We start from the raw sequence: 25,100 nt of genomic DNA, 5'->3' as shown, positions 1-25,100 counted from the left end.
CAATGATCTCTCATTTTGCGCCTCCGCGCATGTTTCAGCGCGAAAACGATGCAAAATTACAACAATTTTCCGAACCGGCAAAATTTTCAGCGGTTTTTTTTCGGAAAAATGCGCTTTTTTCCGGATTTGCCCGGATTTGCCGGGGTTTCCGGCCGGATTCCGGCCGGATCCCGGCGTTCCGACGGCCTGCGGCCATCGGTTACGATGCAATGTGACGACTCCGTCGTCATGAGATTCTCCCGACGGGGAGGTATCGACGGCTTTTACCGGCTGGTGACTCTTGTGGTTTTTCCGCCGCGGAGGCGGGATGCGGAGGGCTTGGACGCCACGGTTGCTGTTTCCGACGGCCTGCGGCCATCGGTTACGATGCAATGTGACGACTCCGTCGTCATGGAATTCTACTGCCGGGGAGGTATCGACGGCTTTTACCGGCTGGTGCACGACCGTGGATTGCGGCTATATTATATATATGTGCTATTGCATGATGCGGAACACTCGCAGACCTATGTTGTTCTTGCTGTGCAGGAGCATGTCGTACATGTTTTCTTTCTCAATCTGAACTTTGCCTCCCGTCATAGATGCATCTAGCAGGTAAACCTCTCCCCTCTCGTCCTTGTAAACGATTCCCAGATGCGAGATATCAAGGCCGTCGATCTTTGTCACCAGCCCCACGAAATCGCCTGTCTTGAGCGCAGCTTTCACGTCTTTGCGTGCCAGCCATTGTTTCTTGATATAAGGCATGCGATGGTTTCGATAACCCATTTCGCACTTGCGTATCTTCTCGACCATGGTTTCGTCGTCCTTGAGCGAGACGTAACTGTCCTTGTGACGCGACATGAAGTCGATGTTTTTTACCAGGTAAGCACAAGTGGGCACATCGGGAGTCACTTCTATGAGGTTGCCACGGCTGCGGTTATTCACAATCCACTCGCTGATGTAGTGCAGACGGGTGGAGTAATCGCCCATCTGGCCGTTGCGATAGCGCAGGTCCTCAAGGGCCGATGCATAGTCGCGCCAAGATGTGCGTCCGTTGAGCGTGGCGCGGGTGAGTGCATAGAGAGTCTCGACAAACGTTGTGCAGTCGAGTTGGTCGATATTGATTGTCAGCAATTCGGTTTCACCCTCAAGCGTGTGGGCCACGTAGGGGCGGTCGAGCAGTTCTTGCGCGTAGAATGCTACAAGCTGGTTGGGGGTTTTGAGCGAGGCGTTTTGCCCTTTCTCGAGCAAGAGGTTTATTTCAGCCGTGTCCTTGTCGCAATGAAATCGCATCTGCTGCAACGACACTGCCTGTGCACACAGCACACAAGCGAATGCTATTATCAATGATAATGTTTTCTTCATAATTATCTTATTTTTCCCAACAAAGTTAATAAAAAAACGTTGACTACACAAATATTATCGCTGGGCGGCTCCCTCTGCCTGATAGAACGACAACGGAAAAGTGAGCGATGCTGTGCCGTCCATTGTGGGTTCGTTGGTGCTGTAGTCGTGTGTCACATCGTGATAAACGACGTCGCCAGGCTGAAACTGCTCGTAGGCATTTGAAACCACGTGCGGCATATCGTCGGTGAGGTTTACGCCCTTGAGACTACTGAAGATGGTCTCATAAACGGGACCATCAACGAGTCCGCCCGTGGGGATTCCCACGTTTTCAAACACCCAGTTGCTGTGAGGCGCATGCGGGTAAACGCCCGAGGCAGGCAGTTCTACCACCATGCTTGTGCCCCACGGATTGCACCCAAACAGCCAGTCGCGCAACGAGCCTTCCATCTCCTCGTAGGTGCGATCGCCAGTGAGCGTGCGATAGAGTATGCACTGGGTGAGCATGGCAGTGGTGAGGTTATTGCTGCACCATATTCCGGGTATTCCCCACATGAAGGGATTTGAGTTGGCCTTGGCACGGTCGTGGACACGCTGTATGCCGGTGCGCAGGTTGGAGATGAACTCATTGGCAAGACGGTTGTTGCCTACTTCTCGGCCCATCTTGGCAAGCTGGTAATGTCCCATGTTGAGGAAAGGATACCACTGATAGTGGCGAGCGCTGTCGGCGCCCATCCAGGGAGTGATGGGCTCGCGGCGACCATATTCCATTGCCTGGTCAATGTACTTCTTGTCGCGTGTCATCCAATAGAGTTCGGCTGCACCCAGTTCCATGTCATCGACCCAGTTGTCTTCTTCATATATATAAGGAGAAACCACCGACACCGTCTGGGCATTGCCAGGCATGTCGATCCCCACCTGGTAGGCATCAACAGCTTTTGCACCAATTTTAGAGGCAAAATCGGGGTAAAACGGACGAAGAATGCTGGATCCCATAGCGAAGTCGCTGGCAAACTTGCCCGCTGTGCTGGCTCCGCCCATAGTGGCATTCATGAATTTGCCTCGTTGCTGGGGCTTTCCGTTAACGTAATACACAGGACGACCATTATTGGGTCCCCAGCCATAGTCGGCGGGGTCGTCCTTTGGCATCTTGGTGCCTATATGGTCGCGGTCGTCGGCTATCTGGTTATATAGTTCGCCTTTCTCGGGATTCATGCGGTCGAGCCAATCGAGCCCCCAGTAGATTTCGTCGATGATGTCGGGAATGCCATTGGCACCCTCATGGCCGTTGGCCATGTACTTGTCGGTGAACACCGAGGGATTTTGCTGATAGGCAAACATCATCTGGTAAATAGCGTTGGCCGAAGTTGTGGTGTACTGCAACAAATCGGCGGCATCATGCCATCCGCCACGCACGTCGATGCGCTGGCCCTCCTTGGTGGGGTGATACTTTATATACCCGTCCTTCTGATGGCAGCTGTCGCGCTGATATGGATTGTACCCGCATCGCTGCTGACGCATATAGTTGAGCACGAAGTCGGCAGTACCGTCATACACGCTGCCATCGATAACAAACGACGGCGAGTGGGCAATGCCCTTGACCTCGATGTGATATTTTCCAGGCTTCACGAAGTCACTGAAATTCAATCTGTAAGTCACCGCCATGTGCTGCAATGGGCCAGTAGGCTGCGCCATCGCTGACTTATAAACGACCTCGCCGGTGGCGTCGTCAACTAGCTGGAACTCGGTCACATTGACTTGCTGCTCACTCATGAGCACAGCCACTTTCGTTGCTCGGGGCAAGTATCCAAGTTGATTGATACGCACCCAGGCTTCAGCTTTTGCCACCACGCAGCAGAAAGCCAAAACAAGTGAAAATATAAATACACGTTTCATAACAATATATTATTCATAAACTTTTGTCACAGCCTGCCAGCATGCAGTAGCCAGCGTGTAGTCGATGTCGTCGGCGCCAGCATCCCAGTACATCAGCCCGCGGGCTCGATTAGTGCCAATATAGCGCTCGCCCTTGGCAGCGATGCTCACGACGTTGTCATAAGAGCCCCAGAACTCACCATTGTAAGTGACATAGGGGCACATAGCATTTTCGTCCCAATTATTGAAATTATATCCCACCGACTGGGGATAGAGGTAGAAATCCTTATAATCTATCACCGAGGGTGACGTCTCAAAACTGTGACGAACATAAAACGGTATGCCAAGCACCACTTGCGAGGCATCATACCCGGCATTTTCATACTCGGCCAAGGTGCGCTCCATGTCCCAATAAGAACTTGAACTCTGCACCGCCGAGTTGAACCCCCGGTGTCCGCCGCTGGCGTCGTCAAGGTCATAGGTCATGACATTGACCCAATCCACATAAGGTTTTATCGCTTTAAGGTCGAAGTACTTCCAACCAGCGCCAGAGCTCTGCCTGCGTTTGTCCATCACATAACCAGCAATAGTGAGCAGATAGTCGCTGCCGAAAACTGAACGCATGTCCTTAACCAGCATAGTGAAATTGTCAGTATCATTGAGCGGATCGCAAGCAGCACCGCTCCACGACAGACCAGGCATCTCCCAGTCTAGATCGATGCCGTCGATTTGCCATTTTTTCATGAATGCAACGCAATCAGCAGCAAACTGCTGCCGGTTTGCACTACTTGCAGCTATAGCGCTGAATCCACCATCTTGGCGGTTATCGCTGTTAACCACGGTGTGGGTAAACGATAATAATATTTTTATATCAGGGTTAATATTTTTCAGTTCAAGCACTTTCTTGAAAGCAGTGAGGTTGTTGTCACCCTGTAACTTGAAACCCATGTACACATTGTTTCTCACATAAACCTCTGCAGCAGAGAAACAAATGTGAGTGACCAGATCCGGACGAGGCAACCTTGCCCTGTAATAGGGTGCATAAGCAAGGCAGATGCGACCATTGACGTCGGTAGGGTTAAGTATCTCGTTAATAACTAGATTTAAGTCAGCGATGTCGGTCATTCCATCACTGTTCACATCGCTACGGCCATTATAGACAAGCGCATCAGTTTTGCCTGCAATAACATTAATGACAGCATTAACGTCCATCACATCAACAGCACCATTTAAGTCAACATCGCAATGCGAAGCCATTGCCAATCCACAAGAAAGGACAGCAATCACACATGAGAAAATCAGTCTGGGTAAAAGTTTCATCAAAGGAGATTCAAACTAATGGATACGAAAAAAGGTTATTTTAAAAGCAGAATCACCCCCGAGAGTATCCCAGAGGTGATTCATATAATGTGTTTACCAGATTCTCTCTGATATCGCGACTTAATGGAAAACTTTACTCAGCAGCGGTTTCCTTTACCTCCTCAACGGGAGCTTCGGCCTTCTTTGTAGAACGGCGGCTGCGGCGAGTAGTCTTCTTCTTAGCGTTATTCTCTTCAGCCTTAGCTGCGAGCATAGCCTCATTGTAGTCAACGAGCTCAATGAAGCAAGTCTTAGCGTTGTCACCGAGACGGTTGCCAAGCTTCAAGATACGAGTGTAACCACCGGGGCGGTCAGCAATCTTTGCAGCTATGTTTGTGAACAACTCAGTAACAGCCTCTTTGCTCTGGAGATAGCTGAAAACAACACGGCGAGAAGCAGTAGTGTTGTCCTTTGCGCGGTTGATAATGGGCTCAGCGTAAACGCGGAGAGCCTTAGCCTTAGCAAGAGTAGTGAAAATTCTCTTGTGGAGAATCAGCGAAGTTGTCATGTTTGACAACATGGCGTCGCGGTGAGCTTTCTTGCGGCTTAAGTGATTGAATTTCTTATTATGTCTCATCGTTAATTACTCTTTATCTAATTTATACTTTGAAATATCCATGCCGAATGAGAGACCCAGAGTTGCGAGTAACTCTTCCAGCTCTGAAAGCGACTTCTTACCAAAGTTGCGGAACTTGAGCAAGTCGTTCTTGTTGAAGACAACAAGTTCACCGAGGGTTTCAACCTCTGCTGACTTCAAGCAATTGAGAGCGCGAACCGAGAGGTCCATCTCAACGAGCTTGGTCTTGAGGAGTTGACGCATGTGCAGTACTTCCTCGTCAAATTCCTCTACGCCACTACCCTGTTCAACATCGATGGCAATCTTCTCGTCACTGAAAAGCATGAAGTGCTGGATAAGAATCTTTGCAGCTTCCTTCAATGCATCTTTGGGATGAATAGAACCGTCGCTTGTAATTTCAAGTATAAGTTTCTCGTAGTCGGTCTTCTGTTCCACACGGTAGTTTTCTACCGATGTCTTTACATTAATAATGGGAGTGTATATTGAGTCGATTGCAATCACATCAATAGGATTGTTGGGATTAGCGTTCTCCTCAGCAGGGACGTAACCTCTACCCTTATTAATAGACAGTTCAATCTGGAAACCAGTTGAAGGATCAATGTGGCAAATCTCAAGTTCAGGATTAAGAACTTCAAATCCGCTAAGAACCTTACCTATGTCACCAGCTTTAAACACATCCTGGCCTGAAACCTTGACAGTTGCCTTCTCTGAGTCAGTGTCTTCAACAATTCGTTTCAAACGAACTTTCTTGAGATTCAGGATAACGTTAGTAACGTCTTCCTTTACACCGGGGATAGTTGCAAACTCATGCAGAACACCCTCAATGCGGATGTCGCAAATAGCATAGCCCTCGAGACCAGAGAGGAGAATGCGGCGTAAAGCGTTACCAATGGTAACACCATAACCGGGCTCCAAAGGACGGAACTCGAACTTGCCAAAGGTGCTGTCGGCTTCGAGCATGAGCACCTTGTCGGGTTTCTGAAATGCTAAAATAGCCATGGACTGTAGAAATTTTACTGTTTAGAATACAACTCGACGATCAACTGCTCCTTGATATTTTCAGGAATGTCTTCACGCTGGGGCAGGTGTAACAACTTACCACCCTTTACGCTCTCGTCCCATTCGATCCAGGGATACTTGCTGTGGTTGAAACCAGCAAGTGCATCTTGAATTACCTCAAGAGACTTTGATTTCTCACGTACAGCTACTACCTGACCGGGAGCGACACTATAAGAAGCGATGTTAACGATGCCACCATCTACGGTGATGTGGCGGTGAAGCACGAGCTGACGTGCAGCAGCGCGGCTGGGAGCAATACCCAAGCGATAAACCACATTGTCGAGACGTTGTTCAAGAAGTTGCAACAGGTTCTCACCAGTTACACCCTTAGCAGCCGATGCCTTCTTGAAAAGGTTGCGGAACTGACGCTCGAGCACACCATAAGTGTATTTAGCCTTTTGTTTTTCGCGAAGCTGTGTACCGTACTCAGAGAGTTTTCTTCTCTTGTTGGCGCCATGCTGACCAGGAGCATAAGGTCTTTTAGCGTAAGCCTTATCTTCACCAAAGATGGGTTCACCAAGCTTGCGAGCGATTTTAGATTTTGGACCGGTATATCTAGCCATTTTGTTTTCTAAATAATTAAAGTTGTGTAGTGTGAATCACCACAGTGCAGCCGCGATTGCAGAGAGGTTGTTGTAGATTGCAATCCAATCACTGTAAGGAGATTCGCGAAAAATAAAAATGTAATTAATTCAAGAGATTTACAAATCTAATACAGCCAAAAATATTAAACTCTTCTTCTCTTGGGAGGACGACATCCATTGTGAGGAAGCGGAGTAACGTCGATGATCTCTGTTACTGCGATACCTGCACCGTGGATGGTGCGAATTGCTGACTCACGGCCATTGCCGGGGCCCTTAACATACGCCTTGACCTTGCGCAGGCCCAGGTCGTAAGCAACCTTTGCACAATCTTGAGCGGCCATCTGAGCTGCATAAGGTGTGTTCTTTTTAGAACCACGGAAGCCCATCTTACCGGCTGAAGACCATGAAATAACTTGTCCCTCACCATTAGCGAGGCACACAATGATGTTGTTGAAAGAAGAATGCACGTGAAGTTGACCTACGCCGTCAACCTTAACAACTCTCTTCTTTGCTGCGACTGTCTTTTTTGCCATACTTAATTATTATTTAGTAGCTTTCTTCTTGTTTGCAACTGTTTTCTTGCGACCCTTACGTGTGCGAGCGTTGTTCTTTGTACTCTGACCACGAACGGGAAGACCGTTACGATGACGGACACCACGATAGCAACCGATGTCCATAAGTCGCTTGATATTCATCTGAATCTCTGTACGAAGGTCACCTTCAACCTTGTACTCGTTACCGATTACCTCGCGCACCTTAGCTGCCTCGGCATCGGTCCAATCCTTAACCTTAGTGTCTTCGCTTACACCAGCCTTCAACAGGATTGTAGCAGCGCTGCTACGACCAATACCGTAAATGTAGGTCAATGCAACAACACCGCGCTTGTTTTGGGGTAAATCTACTCCGACAATACGTACTGCCATATTATTTTTTTAAATTTTTGTGCAAAATTAATCAAATTAATTGAATTTTAAGTAAGGTTGCAGCAAAAAAATGCTTCTCAACCTATAGCAATCCTGAAAATTGCGACTTTTTAGCCCTGACGTACCTTGAACTTAGGGTTCTTTTTGTTGATTACGTACAAACGACCTTTGCGACGTACGATCTTGCAATCAGGAGTGCGCTTCTTGATAGAGGCTCTTACTTTCATAATTCTATGTGATTTTTTATTTATATCTAAATGAAATTCTACCTTTGGTCAAATCATAGGGACTCATCTCCACACGAACCTTATCTCCAGGAAGTATCTTGATGTAATGCATGCGCATCTTTCCTGAGATATGAGCAATGATCTGATGACCATTCTCCAGCTCAACGCGGAACATTGCGTTAGACAATGACTCTACGATTGTACCGTCTAATTCTATTGCGGTCTGTTTTGCCATACTTGCTTAATATTAATAATGTTTTACCTGTTGTCAAATGAAGCGATCACCTAATACTTCTTTTATATAATCAAACGAAGAAAGGATGTCAGGCTTACCATGATGAACTGCTATGCTATGCTCGAAGTGAGCACTGGGCTTGCGGTCACGTGTGCGGGTTGTCCAGCCATCGCTTTCAGTAACGATGTTCTTGCTTCCCATGTTGATCATAGGCTCGATTGCAATGCACATGCCGTTTTTAATCAAGGCACCAGTTCCGCGGCGTCCGTAGTTAGGGACTTCAGGATCTTCATGAAGTTTCTTCCCCACACCATGTCCACACATCTCGCGAACCACGCTATAACCACGTTTCTCGCAATATTGCTGGATTGCGTTACCGATATCACCGATTCTGTTCCCAGGAACGGCTTTCTCGATTCCCACATAGAGCGATTCCTTTGTAGTGCGCAGCAAGGCCTCCACCTCTTCGCTTACCTCACCCACACAGAACGTGTAGGTAGAATCGCCATTGAAACCAGCTTTTGTAACAGCTCCGCAGTCACACGAAACAATGTCACCCTCGCGCAGTGCATAATTTGAGGGGAAACCGTGCACAACGACCTCGTTAACCGAGATGCACAATGTTGCCGGAAAACCATACAGACCCTTGAATCCTGGCACGCACTCTTGCGAGCGAATGTAGTCTTCAGCTATCTGGTCAAGCTTGCGAGTAGTAACCCCAGGGGCCACCCACTTGGCGACTTCGCCAAGTGTGCGGGCCACTACTAGGTTAGCTTCACGCAGAAGCTCTATTTCTTCATCTGTCTTTAGGTAAATCATTCTTAAATCTTACAAATTGTCAAGTAAGAATTAATTGGTACGACCCTTGATTTTACCAGACTTCATGAGACCATCATAATGATGCATCATGAGGTGAGTCTCTATCTGTTGCAGGGTGTCGAGAACAACACCTACAAGGATGAGCAATGATGTGCCACCAAAGAACTGCGCGAATGACTGGTTGACGCCGAAGTAGCGTGCAAACGCAGGCATAATAGCCACGATGCCGAGGAACAATGATCCGGGCAAAGTGATGCGCGACATGATTGAATCGAGATATTCAGCAGTCTTCTTGCCAGGCTTAACACCAGGGATGAAACCACTGTTCTTCTTCAGATTCTCTGCAATGTCATTGGGGCGAACTGTGATAGCAGTGTAGAAATAAGTGAACAATACGATCATCACAAAGTAAACTACATTGTACCACACACCATTCATGTCACCAAATACACGAGAGATAGTGCCGAGGATGCCGTCAGCATTGCTATGAGCACCGAATCCCGCAAGTGTGATGGGGATGAACATAAGTGCCTGGGCAAAGATGATGGGCATCACGTTAGCTGCATTCACCTTCAAGGGAATGTACTGGCGTGCACCACCGTATTGTCTGTTACCGATGATACGCTTAGCATACTGCACGGGCACTTTGCGTGTACCCTGAACCAGCATGATACCGCCTGCGATAACAGCAAACAGAATGATAATCTCTACAAGGAACATCACGAGACCACCTTGTGCCGTGTTCAAACGACCGGTGAACTCCTGGAAAATAGCACCAAGGAAACGAGCGATGATACCCACAAGGATAATCATTGAGATACCATTGCCCACACCCTTATCAGTGATCTTCTCACCAAGCCACATGATGAACATAGAGCCGGCAGTCAGAACTACTGACAAATAAATCATCACCCACATGCTGAGCTGTGCATGACCACCAGCTGCAGTCACCTGATACTGGAGGTTCACCAGATAAGCAGGAGCCTGAACGAAGAGGATAGCCACAGTGAGATAGCGAGTGTACTGATTGAGTTTCATGCGACCACTCTCACCCTCGCGCTGCATCTTCTGGAAAGAAGGAAGCACCATACCAGCAAGCTGGATAACGATAGATGCAGTGATATAGGGCATGATACCCAGTGCAAAAATTGAAGCCTGAGAGAACGCACCGCCCGAGAACATGTCAAGAAGCTGCATGAGTCCTTTATCAGTAAAATTACGCATTGCCTCGAGGTCAGCAGGACTGATGCCGGGGAGCACGATGTGACAACCTAAACGGTAAACAAGCACCAGAAGGAATGTCACACCGAGACGGTTGCGCAAATCTTCAATTTTAAAGATGTTCAGTATTGTTTGAATAAACTTCATCAGAATTAAACTTTAGCAATTGAACCACCAGCCGCAGTGATAGTAGCCTCGGCTGTCTTCGAGAATGCGTTAGCCTCTACTTCAAGCTTATGAGAGAGAGAACCCACGCCAAGGATCTTAACGAGTTGACCCTTACGAACGAGACCAGCCTGCATGAGGTCAGCAACAGTGATCTTCTCAAGGTTGTTCTGACTTGCAAGTGCCTCAAGAACATTTACATTGATAGCCTTGTACTCAACACGGTTGATATTCTTGAAACCTGTCTTGGGCAGACGACGCTGCAAAGGCATCTGACCACCTTCGAAACCAACCTTGTTCTTGTAGCCTGAGCGTGACTTAGCACCCTTGTGACCACGAGTTGAAGTACCACCCTTGCCTGAGCCAGGACCACGACCAATGCGACGTTTCTTCTTGTTAGAACCAACAGCGGGTTGTAAATTATGTAATTCCATATCTTCTATTAAAATTTAATTATTCACCTACCTTAGTTACTACAACCAGGTGACGAACAGCGTTAACCATACCGAGAATTTCGGGAGTGTCGTCATGCTCAACCACTTGATTCATTTTGTGCAGTCCGAGAGCATCGAGAGTTCTCTTCTGACGCTCGGGACGATTGATGCGACTCTTAACTTGCTTGATTTGTATCTTAGCCATAATAATAATCTATTAACCGTTAAACACCTTATCAAGAGTTACACCGCGATAGTGAGCAACCTCGAGGGGACTTCTCATCTCCTGCAAGCCAGCGATAGTGGCTTTTACAAGGTTGTGGGGGTTAGATGAACCCTTAGACTTACAGATCACGTCGGTAACACCAATGCTCTCAAATACGGCACGCATCGCACCACCGGCCTTAACACCGGTACCAGGGGTTGCGGGCATCATGATGACGCGAGAACCACCGAACTTAGCGATTTGCTCGTGAGGAATTGTACCATTGTGTACGGGAACCTTAACGAGGTTCTTCTTTGCGTTCTCAACACCTTTTGAGATAGCGGTAGTAACCTCATTAGCCTTACCCAGACCGTAACCAATAACACCATTGCCATCACCTACAACGACGATAGCAGCAAAGGTGAATGTGCGACCACCCTTGGTAACCTTAGTAGTGCGGTTGATAGCAACGAGGCGTTCCTTCAACTCAATGTCGCTTGATATTTTAACTCTATTATTTTTCTTAACCATGATTTATTAAAATTTAAGTCCGCCTTTGCGAGCGCCGTCAGCCAATGATTTAATTCTACCATGGAACAAGAAACCGTTGCGGTCAAACACTACAGTGCTGATGCCAGCCTCAATCGCCTTTTTAGCGATGAGTTCACCAACCTTAGCAGCGATTTCACTCTTAGTTCCCTCGTCGATGCCCTTTGAAGAGGCTGATACGAGTGTGTTGCCGGCGAGGTCATCAATGACCTGGGCATAAATTTGCTTATTGCTTCTAAAGACACACAAGCGGGGACGCTCGGGAGTACCGCTGATGCGACCGCGAATGCGTGCTTTGATTTTATTACGTCTTTCTAATTTAGATATCATGATGTTCTACTTATTATTTGGCAGCAGCCGTTTTACCAGACTTACGACGAATAACTTCGCCAACGAACTTAACACCCTTGCCCTTGTAAGGTTCAGGCTTGCGGAATGAACGAATCTTAGCGCAAATCTGACCCAGGAGCTGCTTGTCGCAAGACTCCAGAGTGATGAGCGGGTTCTTGTTACGTTCAGTCTTAGCATCAACCTTAACCTCAGCAGGCATCTTCAAGTAGATAGCGTGTGAGAAACCGAGGGCAAGCTCAAGCACCTGACCGTTGCTAGTGGCACGATAACCGACACCAACGATCTCGAGGTCTTTCTTGAAACCCTGGCTAACGCCTACAACCATGTTGTTGATAAGGGCACGATACAGGCCGTGCTGTGCACGAGACTCACGCTCGTCGTTGGGACGAGACACCTTGATCTCGTTACCCTCAACCTCAACAGTGATGTTGGGGTTGATAGACTGCTTGAGTTCACCCTTGGGACCCTTAACAGTAATCACATTGTCTTTCTGTTCAATTGTTACGCCAGCGGGTAACACGATGGGCAATTTACCAATTCTTGACATATCTTGTTCCCTCCTTTATTAATAAACGTAACACAAAACTTCACCACCAATCTTCTGTGCCTTAGCTTCCTTGTTGGTCATAACACCCTTAGAAGTAGAGATGATGGCAATACCTAAACCGTTGAGCACGCGGGGCATCTCCTTGTAACCAGTGTACTGGCGCAAACCGGGACGAGACACACGTGTGAGGCACTTAATAGCATTTACCTTGTCAACTGCGTCATACTTCAACGCAATCTTGATGGTACCTGCGGGAGTTTCATCTTCAACGAACTTATAGTTCAAGATGTAACCTTGGTCAAAGAGAATCTTAGTGATCTCTTTCTTCAATTTCGAAGAAGGGATTTCAACGACACGATGCTGTGCCTTGATCGCATTCCTCAATCTTGTCAAATAATCTGCAATAGGATCAGTCATTATTTTTAATTGTTTTAAATTGATTCGGAACTCTGGACACTAATCGGAGCAGAGTCCGAACAATATTTAATACTAGAAAAAAATTATTTCTCTTTAATGTAAAGCAGCCAGATTACCAGCTAGCCTTTTTAACGCCAGGGATGAGACCGGCTGAAGCCATCTCACGGAAATCGATACGAGAAATACCGAACTGACGCATGTAACCCTTGGGGCGGCCTGAGAGCTTGCAACGGTTGTGCAGACGCACGGGAGAAGCGTTCTTGGGCAGAGCCTGAAGCTTGCAAGCTGCTTCAAAAGCCTGTTCGGGATCGTCAGAAGTGTTGACAATCTTCTTGAGAGCCGCACGCTTTTCAGCAAAACGAGCAACAAGCTTAGCGCGCTTAACCTCACGGGCCTTCATTGATTCTTTTGCCATAAACTAACTATTTTTATTTGTTATTAAACGGAAGTCCGAACGCCTTGAGCAGTGCATAACCCTCCTCATCGGTCTTGGCAGTAGTAACGAAGGTGATGTTCATACCAGTCATCTTGTTAACGCTGTCAATGTTGATTTCGGGGAAGATGATTTGCTCAGTCACACCCACTGTGTAGTTACCACGACCATCGAGCTTGCCAGGAATACCCTTGAAGTCACGAATACGGGGAAGAGCGATGCGGATGAAACGCTCCATGAACTCATACATGCGATCACGACGCAATGTCACGCGAGCACCGATAGGCATTTTCTTACGCACCTTGAAGTTAGAGATATCCTTCTTCGAAAGTGTCATCACAGCCTTCTGGCCAGTGATAGTTGTAAGCTCGTTGATTGCAGTGTCGATAATCTTCTTGTCCTGTGTTGCGTCACCAAGACCTTCATTGAGGACGATCTTAGTGAGACGGGGAATCTGCATTGACGAACTGTAGTTGAATTGCTTCATCAAAGCGGGAGCAATTACCTCGTCATATTGTTTTTTCAGCGTTGTACTCATTACTTGATCTCCTCTCCTGATTTTTTAGAATAACGGATTTTTTCGCCCTTCTCGTTAAATTTGAAGCCTACGCGGGTAGCTTTCTTGGTCTTGGGGTCAACCACGTTGAGGTTACTCATGTGGATGGGAGCCTCCATCTTCACGATGCCGCCCTGAGGATTCTTAGCATTAGGCTTGGTACTCTTTGATACCATGTTGATACCTTCAACGATTGCACGGTTCTTCTTTGCATCGATGCTAAGAACGCGACCGGTCTTACCCTTGTCTTCACCCGCCAATACAAAAACGGTATCGTCTTTCTTAATATGTAACTTTGCCATTACTTAATTAATTGCTTTAAAAGTGTGATTAAAGAACTTCGGGAGCGAGTGAAACAATCTTCATGTTGGTGGCACGGAGTTCACGAGCCACGGGGCCAAAGATACGAGTTCCACGCAACTCGCCAGCGTTAGTCAACAACACGCAAGCATTGTCATCAAAACGGATGTAAGAACCGTCGGCACGACGAATCTCCTTCTTAGTGCGTACTACGACTGCGCGTGATACGGTACCCTTCTTAACGTCGCTTGCAGGGATTGCGTTCTTAACGGTAACAACAATGATGTCGCCTACCGAAGCATAACGGCGTCCGGTGCCACCAAGGACACGGATGCACAACACCTCGCGTGCGCCACTGTTGTCAGCTACTGTCAGTCTACTTTCAGTCTGTATCATAATTTAAATTACTTCGCTTTTTCGATTATTTCAACTAATCTCCATCTCTTGGTTTTGCTCAAGGGACGAGTCTCCATCAGGCGAACGGTATCGCCCACGTTGCACTCGTTTTTCTCATCATGAGCATGGTACTTCTTTGTCTTGTTGACAAACTTACCATAGATTGGGTGTTTCTCTTTCCACTTGATGGTTACAGTGATTGTCTTGTCACCCTTGTTGCTAGAAACAACCCCAATTCTTTCTTTTCTTAAATTTCTACTTTCCATTTTACTTGGGATTATTTAATGTTGAGTTGACGAGCACGCACCTCGGTCTTGAGGCGTGCAATCATTTTGCGGTCAAGTGTAATCTTTGCGGGATTATCAAGAGGAGTGATTGTGTGCTGGACTTTCTCCTGCATGTACTCCTTTTGAGCCGCGTCGAGGCGGTCGAGCAATTCCTTATCGCTCAGTTCCTTAATGTTTTCTTTCTTCATAGTCTCTTAAATTACACATTTTGTGTCGGATCATAGTCACGACGAACCACAAACTTAGTTATCACGGGAAGCTTTTGAGCAGCGAGGCGCAATGCTTCCTTAGCAGTCTCGAAGCTCACACCGTCGATCTCGATGAGAATGCGACCGGGGTGAACAGGTGCAACATAACCGGCAACATCACCTTTACCTTTACCCATACGCACGTCGGCGGGCTTGCGAGTGTAAGGTTTGTCGGGGAAAATGCGAAGCCAAACTTGACCTTCACGTTGCATGTAACGTGTCACAGCAATACGAGCAGCTTCAATCTGGCGAGCAGTGATCCACTTGCTCTGGAGAGTCTTGATTCCGAAAGAACCAAAAGCGAGCTGGTTGCCACGCTTGCTGTACTGACGAGGATGTCCGTCAGAAGGTCTTCTGTATCTTAATCTTTTAGGTTGTAACATTGTTCTTCAGTTAATAAAAATACTTAACGATTGTTGTTCTTTTGCTTACGGAAGCCACCGCGGCGACGCTCGCCACCAGAACGGCGCTCATTGTTGTTAGCAAAGTTAGGAGCGAGATCACGCTTGCCGTAAACTTCACCACGGCAGATCCAAACCTTGATACCGATGAGACCTACCTTAGTAAGAGCGGGCACGAGTGCGTAGTCGATGTCGGCACGCAGAGTGTGCAGCGGGGTACGTCCTTCCTTAAACATTTCATTGCGAGCCATCTCGGCGCCATTGAGGCGACCGCTCACGAGGACCTTGATGCCCTCAGCACCAGCGCGCATTGTAGAAGCCACAGCCATCTTCACGGCACGGCGGTAAGCGATCTTACCTTCAACCTGGCGAGCGATGTTGCTAGCCACGAGTTCAGCGTCAAGTTCGGGGCGCTTAACCTCGAAGATGTTGAGCTGAACATCCTTGCCTGTGAGGTTCTCGAGTTCCTTCTTCAGCTTGTCAACTTCTTCACCACCCTTACCGATGATAGTGCCGGGGCGAGAAGTGCAGATGGTGATTGTCACCAGCTTGAGAGTGCGCTCGATAACGATGCGTGAAATGCTGGCCTTAGCCAGACGCTCTTTAAGATACTTGCGGATTTTGTTATCCTCGAGCAGAGTATCTCCATAATTACTACCACCGTACCAGTTGGAATCCCAACCGCGGATGATACCTAAACGATTTGCAATTGGATTAACTTTCTGTCCCATATCTTATGCGTCTTTTTCGTTAGAGTTAATAGTATCGACGAACAATGTAACATGGTTCGAACGCTTGCGAATTCTGTAGCCACGTCCTTGAGGAGCCGGACGGAGGCGCTTCAACATAGGTGCACAGTCAACATTGATTGACTTGATGTAGAGTTGGCCGCTTTCGGCCTTAGCACCGTTCTTCTGCTCCCAGTTAGCAATGGCTGATTTCAGAAGTTTCTCTACATTGGCAGCAGCTGCTTTGTTTGAGAAGTGGAGCAAACCGAGAGCTTTGAAAACCTCGACGCCACGTACCATATCAACCACCAGGCGCATCTTGCGGGGTGAGCTGGGGACGTTGCGCAGCTTAGCAAAGGCTTCGTTCTTGCGAGCTTCCTTCTTCAAGTTAGCTGATTCTCTTTTTCTTTTACCCATTGTATTTTTAATTCTTTTTTTTATCTATAAACTTATTGACCCGATGATCACTTCTTGTTATTACCGCTGTGACCACGGAAAGTGCGAGTGGGTGCAAACTCACCCAGCTTGTGGCCTACCATGTTCTCAGTTACGTAAACAGGGATGAACTTGTTTCCGTTGTGAACAGCGAAAGTAAGACCTACGAAATCAGGAGAAATCATAGAAGCACGAGACCAAGTCTTGATCACAGAGCTCTTACCGCTAGCATTCACAGCTTCCACCTTCTTCACGAGCTTAACACTGATAAAGGGGCCTTTTTTTAATGAACGACTCATATTCGGCGTTTAATTAAATCAACAAATTACTTCTTTCTTCTTTCAATGATGTACTTCGAAGACTGCTTCTTCGGTGCGCGGGTCTTCAAGCCCTTTGCGTAAAGACCGTTGCGAGAACGGGGATGTCCACCACTCTGGCGGCCTTCACCACCACCCATGGGGTGATCAACAGGGTTCATAACAACACCACGGTTGTGCGGACGACGTCCGAGCCAGCGAGAGCGACCAGCCTTACCTGACTGCTCAAGAGCGTGATCACTGTTACCAACTACACCGATAGTAGCGCGGCAAGCAGCGAGGACTTTGCGAGTTTCGCCCGAAGGTAATTTGATGATTGCATAGGTGCCTTCACGAGAAGTCAATTGAGCGAAAGTGCCTGCTGAACGAGCCATGCAAGCGCCCTGTCCGGGACGGAGCTCAATGTTGTGAATTAAAGTACCAACAGGAATAGAACTGAGTGGAAGCGCGTTTCCCAATTCAGGGGCTACGTTCTCACCGCTTTCAACTGTAGCGCCAACTTGCAAGCCGTTGGGTGCAATTATATAAGCTTTATAACCATCTGCGTAGTAAAGGAGCGCAATGCGAGCCGAGCGGTTAGGGTCGTACTCGATGCTCTTTACACGAGCTGGCACACCGTCTTTATTTCTCTTGAAGTCGATGAAACGGTAGCGACGCTTGTGGCCACCGCCCAAGTAACGCATAGTAAGGTGGCCTTCATTGTTGCGGCCACCAGTACTACGTTTACCGACTGTAAGAGATTTCTCTGGTGTACTCTTTGTGATTTCATCAAATACACCAATAACTTTGTGTCTTTGCCCCGGTGTTGTGGGCTTAAATTTTCTTACTGCCATTTCTCTTTATTAAATATTGCTATAGAAATCAATAGTTTGACCTTCGGCAACAGTTACAACAGCTTTCTTGAAAGCAGCCACCTTACCACGAAGGATACCGCTCTTAGTGTAACGCTGTTTCTTCTTGCCGTCATAGTTCATTGTGCTCACGCCAACGACCTTCACGTCATACAGTTTTTCAACTGCGTCCTTGATCTGGAACTTGTTAGCGTCGGGAGATACCTTGAATGAATAGCGATTAGTGCTCTCGCTGATAGCGTTAGCCTTCTCCGAAACGATAGGTTGAATCTGAATACTCATTGTTTTTTACCTCCTTTAATTACTTTAAATTGTTAAGCACATCAACACTGCCCTCGCACACAACCATCATCTTATTGTTCAAAATACGATAAGTGTTGATGTCCGAAGCAGTCACGACACTTGCAGTCTGCAAGTTTCGGGTTGACAAATATACGTTTTTATCCTGACCTGGCAAAACGAGAAGGATCTTTTGGCCCTCAATTTTAAGATTTTTAGTAATATTTACGAAATCTTTAGTTTTAGGAGCATCAAAAGTGAAGTTCTCAACTACCATGATCTGATTTTGCTGAGCCTTGAAAGTGAGGGCAGAACGACGAGCGAGAGCCTTCATCTTCTTGTTCAACTTGAAGCTATAGTTACGGGGACGGGGACCGAACACGCGACCACCACCACGCAACAGGGGTGAGTTGATATCACCATGGCGAGCGCCACCGCCGCCCTTCTGGCGACCTAACTTCTTAGTTGAACCAGCAATTTCACTTCTTTCTTTAGATTTGTGGGTGCCCTGGCGCATGTTTGCCAAGTGCTGCTTAACATCGAGATAAACGAGGTGTTCGCTAGGCTCTGCAACAGCAAATACTGCATCGTTGAGAGTTACTTTCTTCCCGGTGTCTTCACCCTTAATGTTATATACTGCGAGTTCCATTATTTCTCAATTAAAACGATTGAACCTTTACTGCCGGGGATTGAACCCTTAACCACGAGAACATTGCTCTCGGGCAGTATTTTAATAACTTGAAGATTTTGAACGGTGCAACGCTTGTTACCCATTTGTCCAGCCATGCGCATTCCTTTGAACACCTTAGCGGGATAAGAGCAGGCACCGATTGAACCGGGTGCACGGAGGCGGTCATCCTGACCGTGGGTTGCTTGACCAACACCACCGAAACCGTGACGTTTAACAACACCCTGGAAACCTTTACCCTTTGAGGTACCAACTACGTCAACAAACTCAACGTCGTTGAACAGCTCTACGGTGAAAGTGTCACCAGCTTTGTGCTCGCCTTCAAATCCTTTGAACTCGGCCAAGTGTCTTTGCGGAGCCACACCGGCTTTCTTGAAGTGACCAGCTTCGGGCTTTGTAGTGTGCTTGTCTTTCTTCTCGACGAAGCCCAACTGCAATGCCTCGTAACCATCGGTCTCAACAGTCTTAACCTGAGTTACCACACAAGGACCAACTTCGATAACAGTGCACGGTACATTCTTACCGTCGGCACTGAAAACGGATGTCATTCCGATTTTCTTTCCTAATAATCCTGGCATTTCTCTGAAATTTTTTTAATAATTTTATAAACTCTTATTTAAATAAATAATCTTTGTAGTTGTGTGAACAGTGTACTACACCTTGATCTCAACCTCAACACCGCTGGGGAGTTCGAGCTTCATCAGCGCATCAACTGTGCGAGCCGAAGACTCGTAGATGTCGATGAGACGCTTGTAAGATGAGAGTTGGAATTGTTCACGAGACTTCTTGTTAACGAAAGTCGAACGGTTAACAGTGAAGATACGTTTGTGTGTAGGCAGTGGAATTGGACCACGCACAGCAGCACCGGTGCTCTTAACTGTACTTACGATTTTCTCAGCCGACTTGTCAACCAGGCTGTGGTCGTAAGATTTCAGTTTAATTCTAATTTTCTGGCTCATATTATTATTTTGTTTAAATTTTATTTCAGTAAGTCAACTCGTCCCTGGCACTCAGCGAGCACTTTCTCTGCAATAGACTTGCTCACCTCTGAGTAGTGAGAGAACGACATCGTGCTAGTTGCACGACCTGAAGTGATGGTGCGAAGTGCGGTCACATAACCGAACATCTCGGCGAGGGGTGCCTTTGCCTTAACCACGCGAGCGCCGCTGCGGCTTGACTCCATACCCTCGACCTGACCACGGCGCTTGTTCATATCGCCGATCACGTCACCCATGCTCTCCTCGGGAGTAACGATCTCAACCTTCATCATGGGCTCCAGCAGCACTGGGCGTGCCTTGACGCATGCGCTGCGGAATGCCTGCATAGCGCAGAGCTCGAATGAAAGCTGGTCACTATCCACGGGGTGGAACGAACCGCTGAGCACGGTAACTTTGAGTTGTTCAACAGGGAAGCCTGCGAGCACACCGCTCTTCATTGCATTCTGGAAACCCTTCTGGATTGCAGGGATGAATTCCTTGGGGATGTCACCGCCAGTAACCTCGTTGACAAACTGCAAGCTGCCCTCAAAGTCGGGATCAACAGGCTCAACGCGGCAAATGATGTCGGCAAACTTACCACGGCCACCGCTTTGTTTCTTGAATACCTCGCGAAGCTCAACAGCCTGGCTGATGGTCTCCTTGTAGGTAACCTGCGGACGGCCCTGGTTACATTCAACCTTGAACTCACGACGCAGACGGTCAATGATGATGTCAAGGTGTAGCTCACCCATACCGCGAATGATTGTTTGTCCAGTTTCCTCATTGCTCTCAACCTGGAATGTGGGATCCTCCTCTGCGAGTTTCTGGAGACCTACGCCCAGACGATCAAGGTCGCTTTGAGTCTTGGGCTCAACAGCGATACCAAGAACGGGATCGGGGAAGTCCATTGCTTCGAGTACCATAGGATGATCCTCGCTGCACAGAGTGTCGCCAGTGCGTACATCCTTGAAACCAACGCCAGCGCCGATGTCACCGCAACCGATCACCTCCATGGGGTTCTGGTTGTTACTGTGCATCTGGAACAAGCGAGAGATGCGCTCTTTCTTGCCCGAACGGCTGTTAAATACATAAGAGCCGGCTTCGATCTGGCCAGAGTAAACGCGGAAGAACACGAGGCGTCCCATATAGGGGTCGGTTGCAATCTTGAACACGAGAGCGCACAAGGGCTCACTTGCTTCAGGTTTGCGACGCTCAACCTTCTCGCTGTCGTCCATTGCATGTCCCACGATCTCATCACTGTCTTCAGGGCTGGGAAGGTAGGCGCACACAGCGTCGAGCAGAGGTTGAACACCTTTATTCTTGAACGAACTACCGCACAACATAGGTACGATTTCCATCTTGAGGGTTGCCACGCGCAGAGCACGGTGGATTTCCTCCTCGGTGATGGTCTCGGGGTCGTCAAAGTACTTGTTCATGAGCTCATCGTCACACTCAACGATACTCTCGAGCATCTTGTCGCGATACTCAACAGCCTCGTCAAGGAGATCGGCGGGAATTTCTTCCACGTCGTAAGAAGCGCCCATAGTCTCATCGTTCCACACGAGAGCCTTCATAGTGATCAAGTTGATGACACCCTTGAAGGTGTCTTCCGAACCGATGGGAAGTTGTATGGGGCAAGGATTTGCACCCAGGATATCCTTCATCTGTCGAGCAACTTCAAGGAAGTTGGCTCCCGAGCGGTCCATCTTGTTCACATAGGCAATGCGAGGCACATTATACTTGTCGGCCTGACGCCACACTGTTTCGCTCTGAGGTTCAACACCGCCCACCGCGCAGAAAGTAGCGATAGCGCCGTCAAGCACGCGAAGAGAACGCTCAACCTCCACAGTGAAGTCAACGTGACCCGGAGTGTCGATAAGGTTGATTTTATACTTGTTATCCCTGTACTTCCAGAAGGCGGTAGTAGCAGCCGAGGTGATAGTGATACCACGTTCTTGCTCCTGAACCATCCAGTCCATAGTGGCAGCGCCATCATGAACCTCACCGATTTTATGGGTGAGACCTGTATAGAAAAGGATACGCTCCGATGTAGTCGTTTTCCCGGCATCGATGTGAGCCATGATGCCCAGGTTGCGAGTGTACTTTAATTGTTGTCCGTTAGTTGCCATTATAATCTATTTCCCTTGTCAATGTTAAAATCTGAAATGAGCGAATGCACGGTTAGCCTCGGCCATGCGGTGCATGTCCTCCTTGCGCTTGAAAGCGCCACCCTGCTCATTATAAGCATCGATAATCTCTGCACACAGTTTGTCGGCCATAGTCTTGCCGCCACGCTTGCGAGCGAAAATGATGAGATTCTTCATTGATATAGACTCCTTGCGGTCAGCACGGATCTCAGTGGGCACCTGGAAAGTGGCACCACCGATGCGGCGTGACTTAACCTCAACCTGGGGAGTGACCTTAGCGAGAGCCTCTTTCCAGATCTCAAGGGGAGCTTTTTCTTCATTAGCCATCTTCTTGCCCACTAACTCAAGTGCGCTGTAGAAGATACGGTATGATGTATTCTTCTTACCATCATACATAAGGTGATTCACGAACTTAGAAACTCGCACGTCACCGAACACGGGATCGGGAAGGATGATCCTCTTTTTTGGCTTAGCCTTTCTCATTGTTACATTAAATTGTAGTTTTTGTCCGCTTGGTTGTTTGCATCTTTGTTCTTCAACGGCCATAGTAGCGGCCATTTACTCAACCTATTTCCAATCCAATAAAATCAAAAACTAAGTTTAAAATAAGTTTTAAATCTCTTTTTTAGTAATTTGAAAAGTCGTTAATTGCGTTTAGCGATTACTTCTTAGCGGCTTTGGGGCGCTTAGCACCGTACTTAGAGCGGCGCTGTGTGCGGCCTGCTACACCAGCAGTATCGAGAGTACCGCGAACGATGTGGTAGCGTACACCAGGGAGGTCCTTAACACGACCGCCGCGCACCATAACGATTGAGTGCTCCTGCAGGTTGTGACCCTCACCGGGGATGTAACTGTTGACTTCCTTACCGTTAGTCAATCTAACACGGGCTACTTTACGCATCGCTGAATTAGGTTTCTTGGGAGTGGTTGTGTAAACACGAACGCACACACCGCGACGTTGCGGGCAAGAATCCAACGCGGGCGATTTGCTTGCGCTCTCAAGCGCAGTACGACCTTTTCTTACTAATTGCTGAATTGTTGGCATCTTAGTTCTGTTTTACTTTAGTTTTTAATTATAAATTAATTGATAAAATTGTTATCACATTTCAAGGCCTCACACAACGCTATCATTCATTCAATCAACCGATTAACGAACGACAGCATCGCATTAAGCCACAAAAACAGTGCAAAGATACAAACTAATTTCCTAACTACCAAATGTTTTAAGTCTTTTTTCTAGTTCTAGGCATCACTTTTTTAGACACTTACTCCGTGATGCCCCTGAACGGTTCATGACTTAATGACTCGGGAGATGAGAAATTATTGCACCTGATTTACACTTCATTAAAAAGGTTTAACATCTTTTAAACACATTCCAGCCTTGTCTTTCTCGCTCAAGAGCATCTCCTCGCGCGGAATGCGCCAGTCGATGCCAAGCGACTCGTCGTCGAACTGCAATGTAGCCTCACTGTGCGGGGCATAGATGTTGTCAACCTTATACTGGAACTGGGCAAAATCGCTCAACACCACAAATCCGTGGGCAAAACCGCGGGGTATAAACAACTGGCGACCGTTGTCGGCACTCAATTCTACCGCCACATGCTGCCCATAGGTGGGACTGCCGCCACGCAGGTCAACGGCAACGTCAAGAACCTGGCCGCGGCTCACGCGCACCAGCTTGGCCTGGCTGAACTCCCCTTTCTGGAAATGAAGCCCACGCAGCACGCCACGGCTCGAGAACGACTCGTTGTCCTGGATGAACTTCACTTCACCCACATGCGACTGAAATTCCTCCAGCTTGAACACCTCGCTGAAGTAGCCTCTCGCGTCACCATAGCGAATGGGCTCAATGACCCAAACGCCCTTTATCCTTTGCTCAATAAATTTCATTACACCTTATATTATATAATAGCATTAGTGCAAAGTTAATAATTTTTGTTCATTTGTCTATAATATTCGGCCAATAAATCCTAACTTTGCAGTGTAAAACTCGAAATATACCGATCATGAACATCATATTCTTCGACGACAACGAGGTGCGACGCCACTTGCTGCCACTCACCTACACACGTCCCACGGCTTTGCTGAGAGTGGGCATCACCACCATTGAGGAAAAGTGGAAGTCAATGCTGGGCACTGACCATACCTGCAGTTATCTCACGGCGGCACACCTGAAAGTCAAGTTCCCTGCACGAGTGGACAAGACCAATCTCATGATTGCCGGCCACGTCATCCCCACCCCTAGCCTGGCAGCCGAAGCCCTAGCGTTAGATCCGGGGCAAGCACTCATGCACAATGGCACGCTCATCGCCTTCAATGGCACGGCACAGGATTTTGACGACAAGCGTTACACGTCGTGCATCGAGTCGCAATGCGAAGTGATGAAACTTGTCATGCCTTACGACATCTTCATGATCAACGCGAAGGTTATAGAGCAAGATTTCTCTCGCCTCACTGCGGGGCGGGAGTCACAGCCGCTTCCTGCCACATGCACCGTGATAGGCGACGCGTCACGCATCTTCCTTGAGGAGGGCGCCACCGTCGATGGTGCGTTCCTCAACACTCGCGGCGGATGCATCTACGTGGGCCGCGACGTGGAAGTGATGGAGGGAGCCTGCGTGCGGGGTCCGTTTGCAGCATGTCACGATGCCAAGGTGCGCATGGGTGCAAAGGTGTATGGCGCAACCACCCTGGGTCCGCACTGCAAGGTGGGCGGCGAAATCGAGAGCACAGTCATGATAGGCTACAGCAACAAAGCCCATGACGGTTTCCTGGGCGATGCGGTGATAGGCGAATGGTGCAACCTGGGCGGCGGCACCACAGCGTCCAACCTCAAAAACGACTACAGCGAAATCAAGCTGTGGGACTATGTGGAGCGTCGATTTGTGCGCACCGGCCTGCAGTTCTGTGGTCTCATCATGGGCGACCACAGCAAGACGGGAGTGAACTGCATGATCAACACAGCCACAGTGCTCGGCGTGGGTGTCAACATCCACGGCAGCGGCTTCCCGCGCCCATTTGTCGCGTCATTCCAGGAGGGCAGCAGCAACGCCGGCTTCAAGGACGTGCCGCTCAAGACCTTCTACAGCATTGCCGAGCGAGTGATGGCACGCCGCGGCCTGGAACTGACCCAGGTTGACCGCGACATCTTCGAGTCTATATACAACATCAGCGACCGTTACAAGTAAAT

Annotated in this window: 38 protein-coding genes and 1 pseudogene; 2 read left to right on the top strand and 37 right to left on the bottom strand. The window is 48.1% G+C overall.

What is annotated here, in order from left to right; genetic code table 11:
* On the top strand, positions 1–215 hold a 215-nt coding region (locus tag ACKI3C_RS11270), incomplete at its 5' end, for a hypothetical protein (RefSeq protein WP_407405079.1).
* A 259-nt stretch (positions 216–474) separates the two neighbouring features.
* Here ACKI3C_RS11270 and ACKI3C_RS11265 read toward each other — a convergent pair.
* The 37 genes and pseudogenes from ACKI3C_RS11265 to rfbC form a co-directional block, all read right to left on the bottom strand.
* A complete protein-coding gene (locus ACKI3C_RS11265; protein ID WP_407405077.1) occupies positions 475–1,341 on the bottom strand; it encodes an N-acetylmuramoyl-L-alanine amidase-like domain-containing protein in 867 nt (288 codons plus the stop codon).
* A gap of 60 nt (positions 1,342–1,401) precedes the next feature.
* Positions 1,402–3,216: pseudogene (locus ACKI3C_RS11260) on the bottom strand (glycoside hydrolase family 9 protein); the annotation flags it as partial.
* Between the two features lie 9 nt (positions 3,217–3,225).
* Positions 3,226–4,515, bottom strand: coding sequence for a glycosyl hydrolase family 18 protein (locus ACKI3C_RS11255; RefSeq protein ID WP_407405075.1), 1,290 nt, complete (start codon positions 4,513–4,515; stop codon positions 3,226–3,228).
* A gap of 133 nt (positions 4,516–4,648) precedes the next feature.
* The gene (gene rplQ, locus ACKI3C_RS11250; RefSeq protein ID WP_407405073.1) at positions 4,649–5,131 is read right to left on the bottom strand and encodes a 50S ribosomal protein L17; all 483 of its coding nucleotides are present in this window, start codon (positions 5,129–5,131) and stop codon (positions 4,649–4,651) included.
* A 6-nt stretch (positions 5,132–5,137) separates the two neighbouring features.
* A complete protein-coding gene (locus ACKI3C_RS11245; protein ID WP_407405071.1) occupies positions 5,138–6,130 on the bottom strand; it encodes a DNA-directed RNA polymerase subunit alpha in 993 nt (330 codons plus the stop codon).
* A gap of 14 nt (positions 6,131–6,144) precedes the next feature.
* Positions 6,145–6,753, bottom strand: coding sequence for a 30S ribosomal protein S4 (gene rpsD, locus ACKI3C_RS11240; RefSeq protein WP_407405069.1), 609 nt, complete (start codon positions 6,751–6,753; stop codon positions 6,145–6,147).
* A 164-nt stretch (positions 6,754–6,917) separates the two neighbouring features.
* Positions 6,918–7,307 carry a 30S ribosomal protein S11 gene (rpsK, locus tag ACKI3C_RS11235; protein ID WP_407405067.1) on the bottom strand — a complete coding sequence of 130 codons (390 nt, stop codon included), beginning with the start codon at positions 7,305–7,307 and terminating at the stop codon, positions 6,918–6,920.
* Between the two features lie 9 nt (positions 7,308–7,316).
* Entirely contained in the window at positions 7,317–7,697 is a 381-nt protein-coding gene (gene rpsM, locus ACKI3C_RS11230; RefSeq protein ID WP_407405065.1) for a 30S ribosomal protein S13, read from the bottom strand.
* A gap of 110 nt (positions 7,698–7,807) precedes the next feature.
* Positions 7,808–7,924 (bottom strand): type B 50S ribosomal protein L36, encoded by a 117-nt coding sequence (gene ykgO / locus ACKI3C_RS11225; RefSeq protein ID WP_407405063.1) that lies wholly within the window; start codon positions 7,922–7,924, stop codon positions 7,808–7,810.
* 16 nt (positions 7,925–7,940) lie between these two features.
* Positions 7,941–8,159 carry a translation initiation factor IF-1 gene (gene infA / locus ACKI3C_RS11220; RefSeq protein ID WP_407405061.1) on the bottom strand — a complete coding sequence of 73 codons (219 nt, stop codon included), beginning with the start codon at positions 8,157–8,159 and terminating at the stop codon, positions 7,941–7,943.
* Positions 8,160–8,192: 33 nt separating this feature from the next.
* A complete protein-coding gene (map, locus tag ACKI3C_RS11215; RefSeq protein WP_407405059.1) occupies positions 8,193–8,978 on the bottom strand; it encodes a type I methionyl aminopeptidase in 786 nt (261 codons plus the stop codon).
* A gap of 30 nt (positions 8,979–9,008) precedes the next feature.
* A complete protein-coding gene (gene secY, locus ACKI3C_RS11210; protein WP_407405085.1) occupies positions 9,009–10,349 on the bottom strand; it encodes a preprotein translocase subunit SecY in 1,341 nt (446 codons plus the stop codon).
* Positions 10,350–10,351: 2 nt separating this feature from the next.
* Positions 10,352–10,798, bottom strand: a complete 447-nt coding sequence (gene rplO, locus ACKI3C_RS11205) for a 50S ribosomal protein L15 (protein WP_407405056.1) — start codon at positions 10,796–10,798, stop codon at positions 10,352–10,354.
* Between the two features lie 19 nt (positions 10,799–10,817).
* Entirely contained in the window at positions 10,818–11,003 is a 186-nt protein-coding gene (gene rpmD, locus ACKI3C_RS11200; protein WP_407405054.1) for a 50S ribosomal protein L30, read from the bottom strand.
* A gap of 12 nt (positions 11,004–11,015) precedes the next feature.
* Positions 11,016–11,534, bottom strand: a complete 519-nt coding sequence (gene rpsE, locus ACKI3C_RS11195; protein ID WP_407405052.1) for a 30S ribosomal protein S5 — start codon at positions 11,532–11,534, stop codon at positions 11,016–11,018.
* 6 nt (positions 11,535–11,540) lie between these two features.
* A complete protein-coding gene (rplR, locus tag ACKI3C_RS11190) occupies positions 11,541–11,882 on the bottom strand; it encodes a 50S ribosomal protein L18 (RefSeq protein ID WP_407405050.1) in 342 nt (113 codons plus the stop codon).
* Positions 11,883–11,895: 13 nt separating this feature from the next.
* Positions 11,896–12,450 (bottom strand): 50S ribosomal protein L6, encoded by a 555-nt coding sequence (gene rplF, locus ACKI3C_RS11185; RefSeq protein WP_407405048.1) that lies wholly within the window; start codon positions 12,448–12,450, stop codon positions 11,896–11,898.
* Between the two features lie 18 nt (positions 12,451–12,468).
* Positions 12,469–12,867 carry a 30S ribosomal protein S8 gene (gene rpsH / locus ACKI3C_RS11180; RefSeq protein ID WP_407405046.1) on the bottom strand — a complete coding sequence of 133 codons (399 nt, stop codon included), beginning with the start codon at positions 12,865–12,867 and terminating at the stop codon, positions 12,469–12,471.
* Between the two features lie 112 nt (positions 12,868–12,979).
* On the bottom strand, positions 12,980–13,282 hold the full coding sequence (rpsN, locus tag ACKI3C_RS11175; protein WP_407405044.1) for a 30S ribosomal protein S14: 303 nt from the start codon (positions 13,280–13,282) through the stop codon (positions 12,980–12,982).
* A 13-nt stretch (positions 13,283–13,295) separates the two neighbouring features.
* On the bottom strand, positions 13,296–13,838 hold the full coding sequence (gene rplE / locus ACKI3C_RS11170; RefSeq protein WP_407405042.1) for a 50S ribosomal protein L5: 543 nt from the start codon (positions 13,836–13,838) through the stop codon (positions 13,296–13,298).
* On the bottom strand, positions 13,838–14,158 hold the full coding sequence (rplX, locus tag ACKI3C_RS11165) for a 50S ribosomal protein L24 (protein ID WP_407405040.1): 321 nt from the start codon (positions 14,156–14,158) through the stop codon (positions 13,838–13,840). The genes rplE and rplX overlap by 1 nt, the downstream gene beginning before the upstream one ends.
* Positions 14,159–14,186: 28 nt before the next feature.
* Positions 14,187–14,552: a 50S ribosomal protein L14 gene (rplN, locus tag ACKI3C_RS11160; protein ID WP_407405038.1), complete on the bottom strand. Its 366-nt coding sequence runs from the start codon at positions 14,550–14,552 to the stop codon at positions 14,187–14,189.
* A gap of 8 nt (positions 14,553–14,560) precedes the next feature.
* Positions 14,561–14,830, bottom strand: a complete 270-nt coding sequence (rpsQ, locus tag ACKI3C_RS11155; RefSeq protein ID WP_407405083.1) for a 30S ribosomal protein S17 — start codon at positions 14,828–14,830, stop codon at positions 14,561–14,563.
* Entirely contained in the window at positions 14,830–15,027 is a 198-nt protein-coding gene (gene rpmC / locus ACKI3C_RS11150; RefSeq protein ID WP_407405036.1) for a 50S ribosomal protein L29, read from the bottom strand. The genes rpsQ and rpmC overlap by 1 nt, the downstream gene beginning before the upstream one ends.
* An 11-nt stretch (positions 15,028–15,038) precedes the next feature.
* On the bottom strand, positions 15,039–15,470 hold the full coding sequence (gene rplP / locus ACKI3C_RS11145) for a 50S ribosomal protein L16 (RefSeq protein ID WP_407405034.1): 432 nt from the start codon (positions 15,468–15,470) through the stop codon (positions 15,039–15,041).
* Positions 15,471–15,493: 23 nt separating this feature from the next.
* Positions 15,494–16,219 carry a 30S ribosomal protein S3 gene (gene rpsC / locus ACKI3C_RS11140; RefSeq protein WP_407405032.1) on the bottom strand — a complete coding sequence of 242 codons (726 nt, stop codon included), beginning with the start codon at positions 16,217–16,219 and terminating at the stop codon, positions 15,494–15,496.
* 3 nt (positions 16,220–16,222) lie between these two features.
* Entirely contained in the window at positions 16,223–16,633 is a 411-nt protein-coding gene (gene rplV, locus ACKI3C_RS11135) for a 50S ribosomal protein L22 (protein ID WP_407405030.1), read from the bottom strand.
* A gap of 47 nt (positions 16,634–16,680) precedes the next feature.
* Positions 16,681–16,950, bottom strand: a complete 270-nt coding sequence (gene rpsS / locus ACKI3C_RS11130) for a 30S ribosomal protein S19 (RefSeq protein WP_407405028.1) — start codon at positions 16,948–16,950, stop codon at positions 16,681–16,683.
* A 26-nt stretch (positions 16,951–16,976) separates the two neighbouring features.
* On the bottom strand, positions 16,977–17,801 hold the full coding sequence (rplB, locus tag ACKI3C_RS11125) for a 50S ribosomal protein L2 (RefSeq protein ID WP_407405026.1): 825 nt from the start codon (positions 17,799–17,801) through the stop codon (positions 16,977–16,979).
* 9 nt (positions 17,802–17,810) lie between these two features.
* Positions 17,811–18,101: a 50S ribosomal protein L23 gene (rplW, locus tag ACKI3C_RS11120; RefSeq protein ID WP_407405024.1), complete on the bottom strand. Its 291-nt coding sequence runs from the start codon at positions 18,099–18,101 to the stop codon at positions 17,811–17,813.
* Positions 18,102–18,120: 19 nt separating this feature from the next.
* The gene (gene rplD, locus ACKI3C_RS11115) at positions 18,121–18,747 is read right to left on the bottom strand and encodes a 50S ribosomal protein L4 (RefSeq protein ID WP_407405022.1); all 627 of its coding nucleotides are present in this window, start codon (positions 18,745–18,747) and stop codon (positions 18,121–18,123) included.
* Positions 18,747–19,364 (bottom strand): 50S ribosomal protein L3, encoded by a 618-nt coding sequence (gene rplC / locus ACKI3C_RS11110; RefSeq protein ID WP_407405020.1) that lies wholly within the window; start codon positions 19,362–19,364, stop codon positions 18,747–18,749. Before rplC ends, rplD begins: the two co-directional genes overlap by 1 nt.
* A 75-nt stretch (positions 19,365–19,439) precedes the next feature.
* A complete protein-coding gene (rpsJ, locus tag ACKI3C_RS11105) occupies positions 19,440–19,745 on the bottom strand; it encodes a 30S ribosomal protein S10 (protein WP_407405018.1) in 306 nt (101 codons plus the stop codon).
* Positions 19,746–19,765: 20 nt separating this feature from the next.
* Positions 19,766–21,892: an elongation factor G gene (gene fusA, locus ACKI3C_RS11100; protein WP_407405016.1), complete on the bottom strand. Its 2,127-nt coding sequence runs from the start codon at positions 21,890–21,892 to the stop codon at positions 19,766–19,768.
* A gap of 24 nt (positions 21,893–21,916) precedes the next feature.
* On the bottom strand, positions 21,917–22,393 hold the full coding sequence (gene rpsG, locus ACKI3C_RS11095) for a 30S ribosomal protein S7 (RefSeq protein ID WP_407405014.1): 477 nt from the start codon (positions 22,391–22,393) through the stop codon (positions 21,917–21,919).
* 178 nt (positions 22,394–22,571) lie between these two features.
* Complete coding sequence (gene rpsL, locus ACKI3C_RS11090) at positions 22,572–22,955, bottom strand: 30S ribosomal protein S12 (protein ID WP_407405012.1); 384 nt, start codon at positions 22,953–22,955, stop codon at positions 22,572–22,574.
* A gap of 299 nt (positions 22,956–23,254) precedes the next feature.
* Positions 23,255–23,800, bottom strand: coding sequence for a dTDP-4-dehydrorhamnose 3,5-epimerase (gene rfbC / locus ACKI3C_RS11085; protein ID WP_407405010.1), 546 nt, complete (start codon positions 23,798–23,800; stop codon positions 23,255–23,257).
* A gap of 116 nt (positions 23,801–23,916) precedes the next feature.
* Between rfbC and ACKI3C_RS11080 the strand changes: the two genes are divergently transcribed.
* Positions 23,917–25,098 carry a putative sugar nucleotidyl transferase gene (locus ACKI3C_RS11080; RefSeq protein WP_407405008.1) on the top strand — a complete coding sequence of 394 codons (1,182 nt, stop codon included), beginning with the start codon at positions 23,917–23,919 and terminating at the stop codon, positions 25,096–25,098.
* The last annotated feature ends 2 nt before the right edge of the window (positions 25,099–25,100 follow it).

Source organism: Sodaliphilus sp. (assembly GCF_045598405.1).
In the GTDB taxonomy this organism is placed as follows: domain Bacteria; phylum Bacteroidota; class Bacteroidia; order Bacteroidales; family Muribaculaceae; genus Sodaliphilus; species Sodaliphilus limicaballi.
This window is presented reverse-complemented; position numbering and strand designations above follow the sequence as displayed.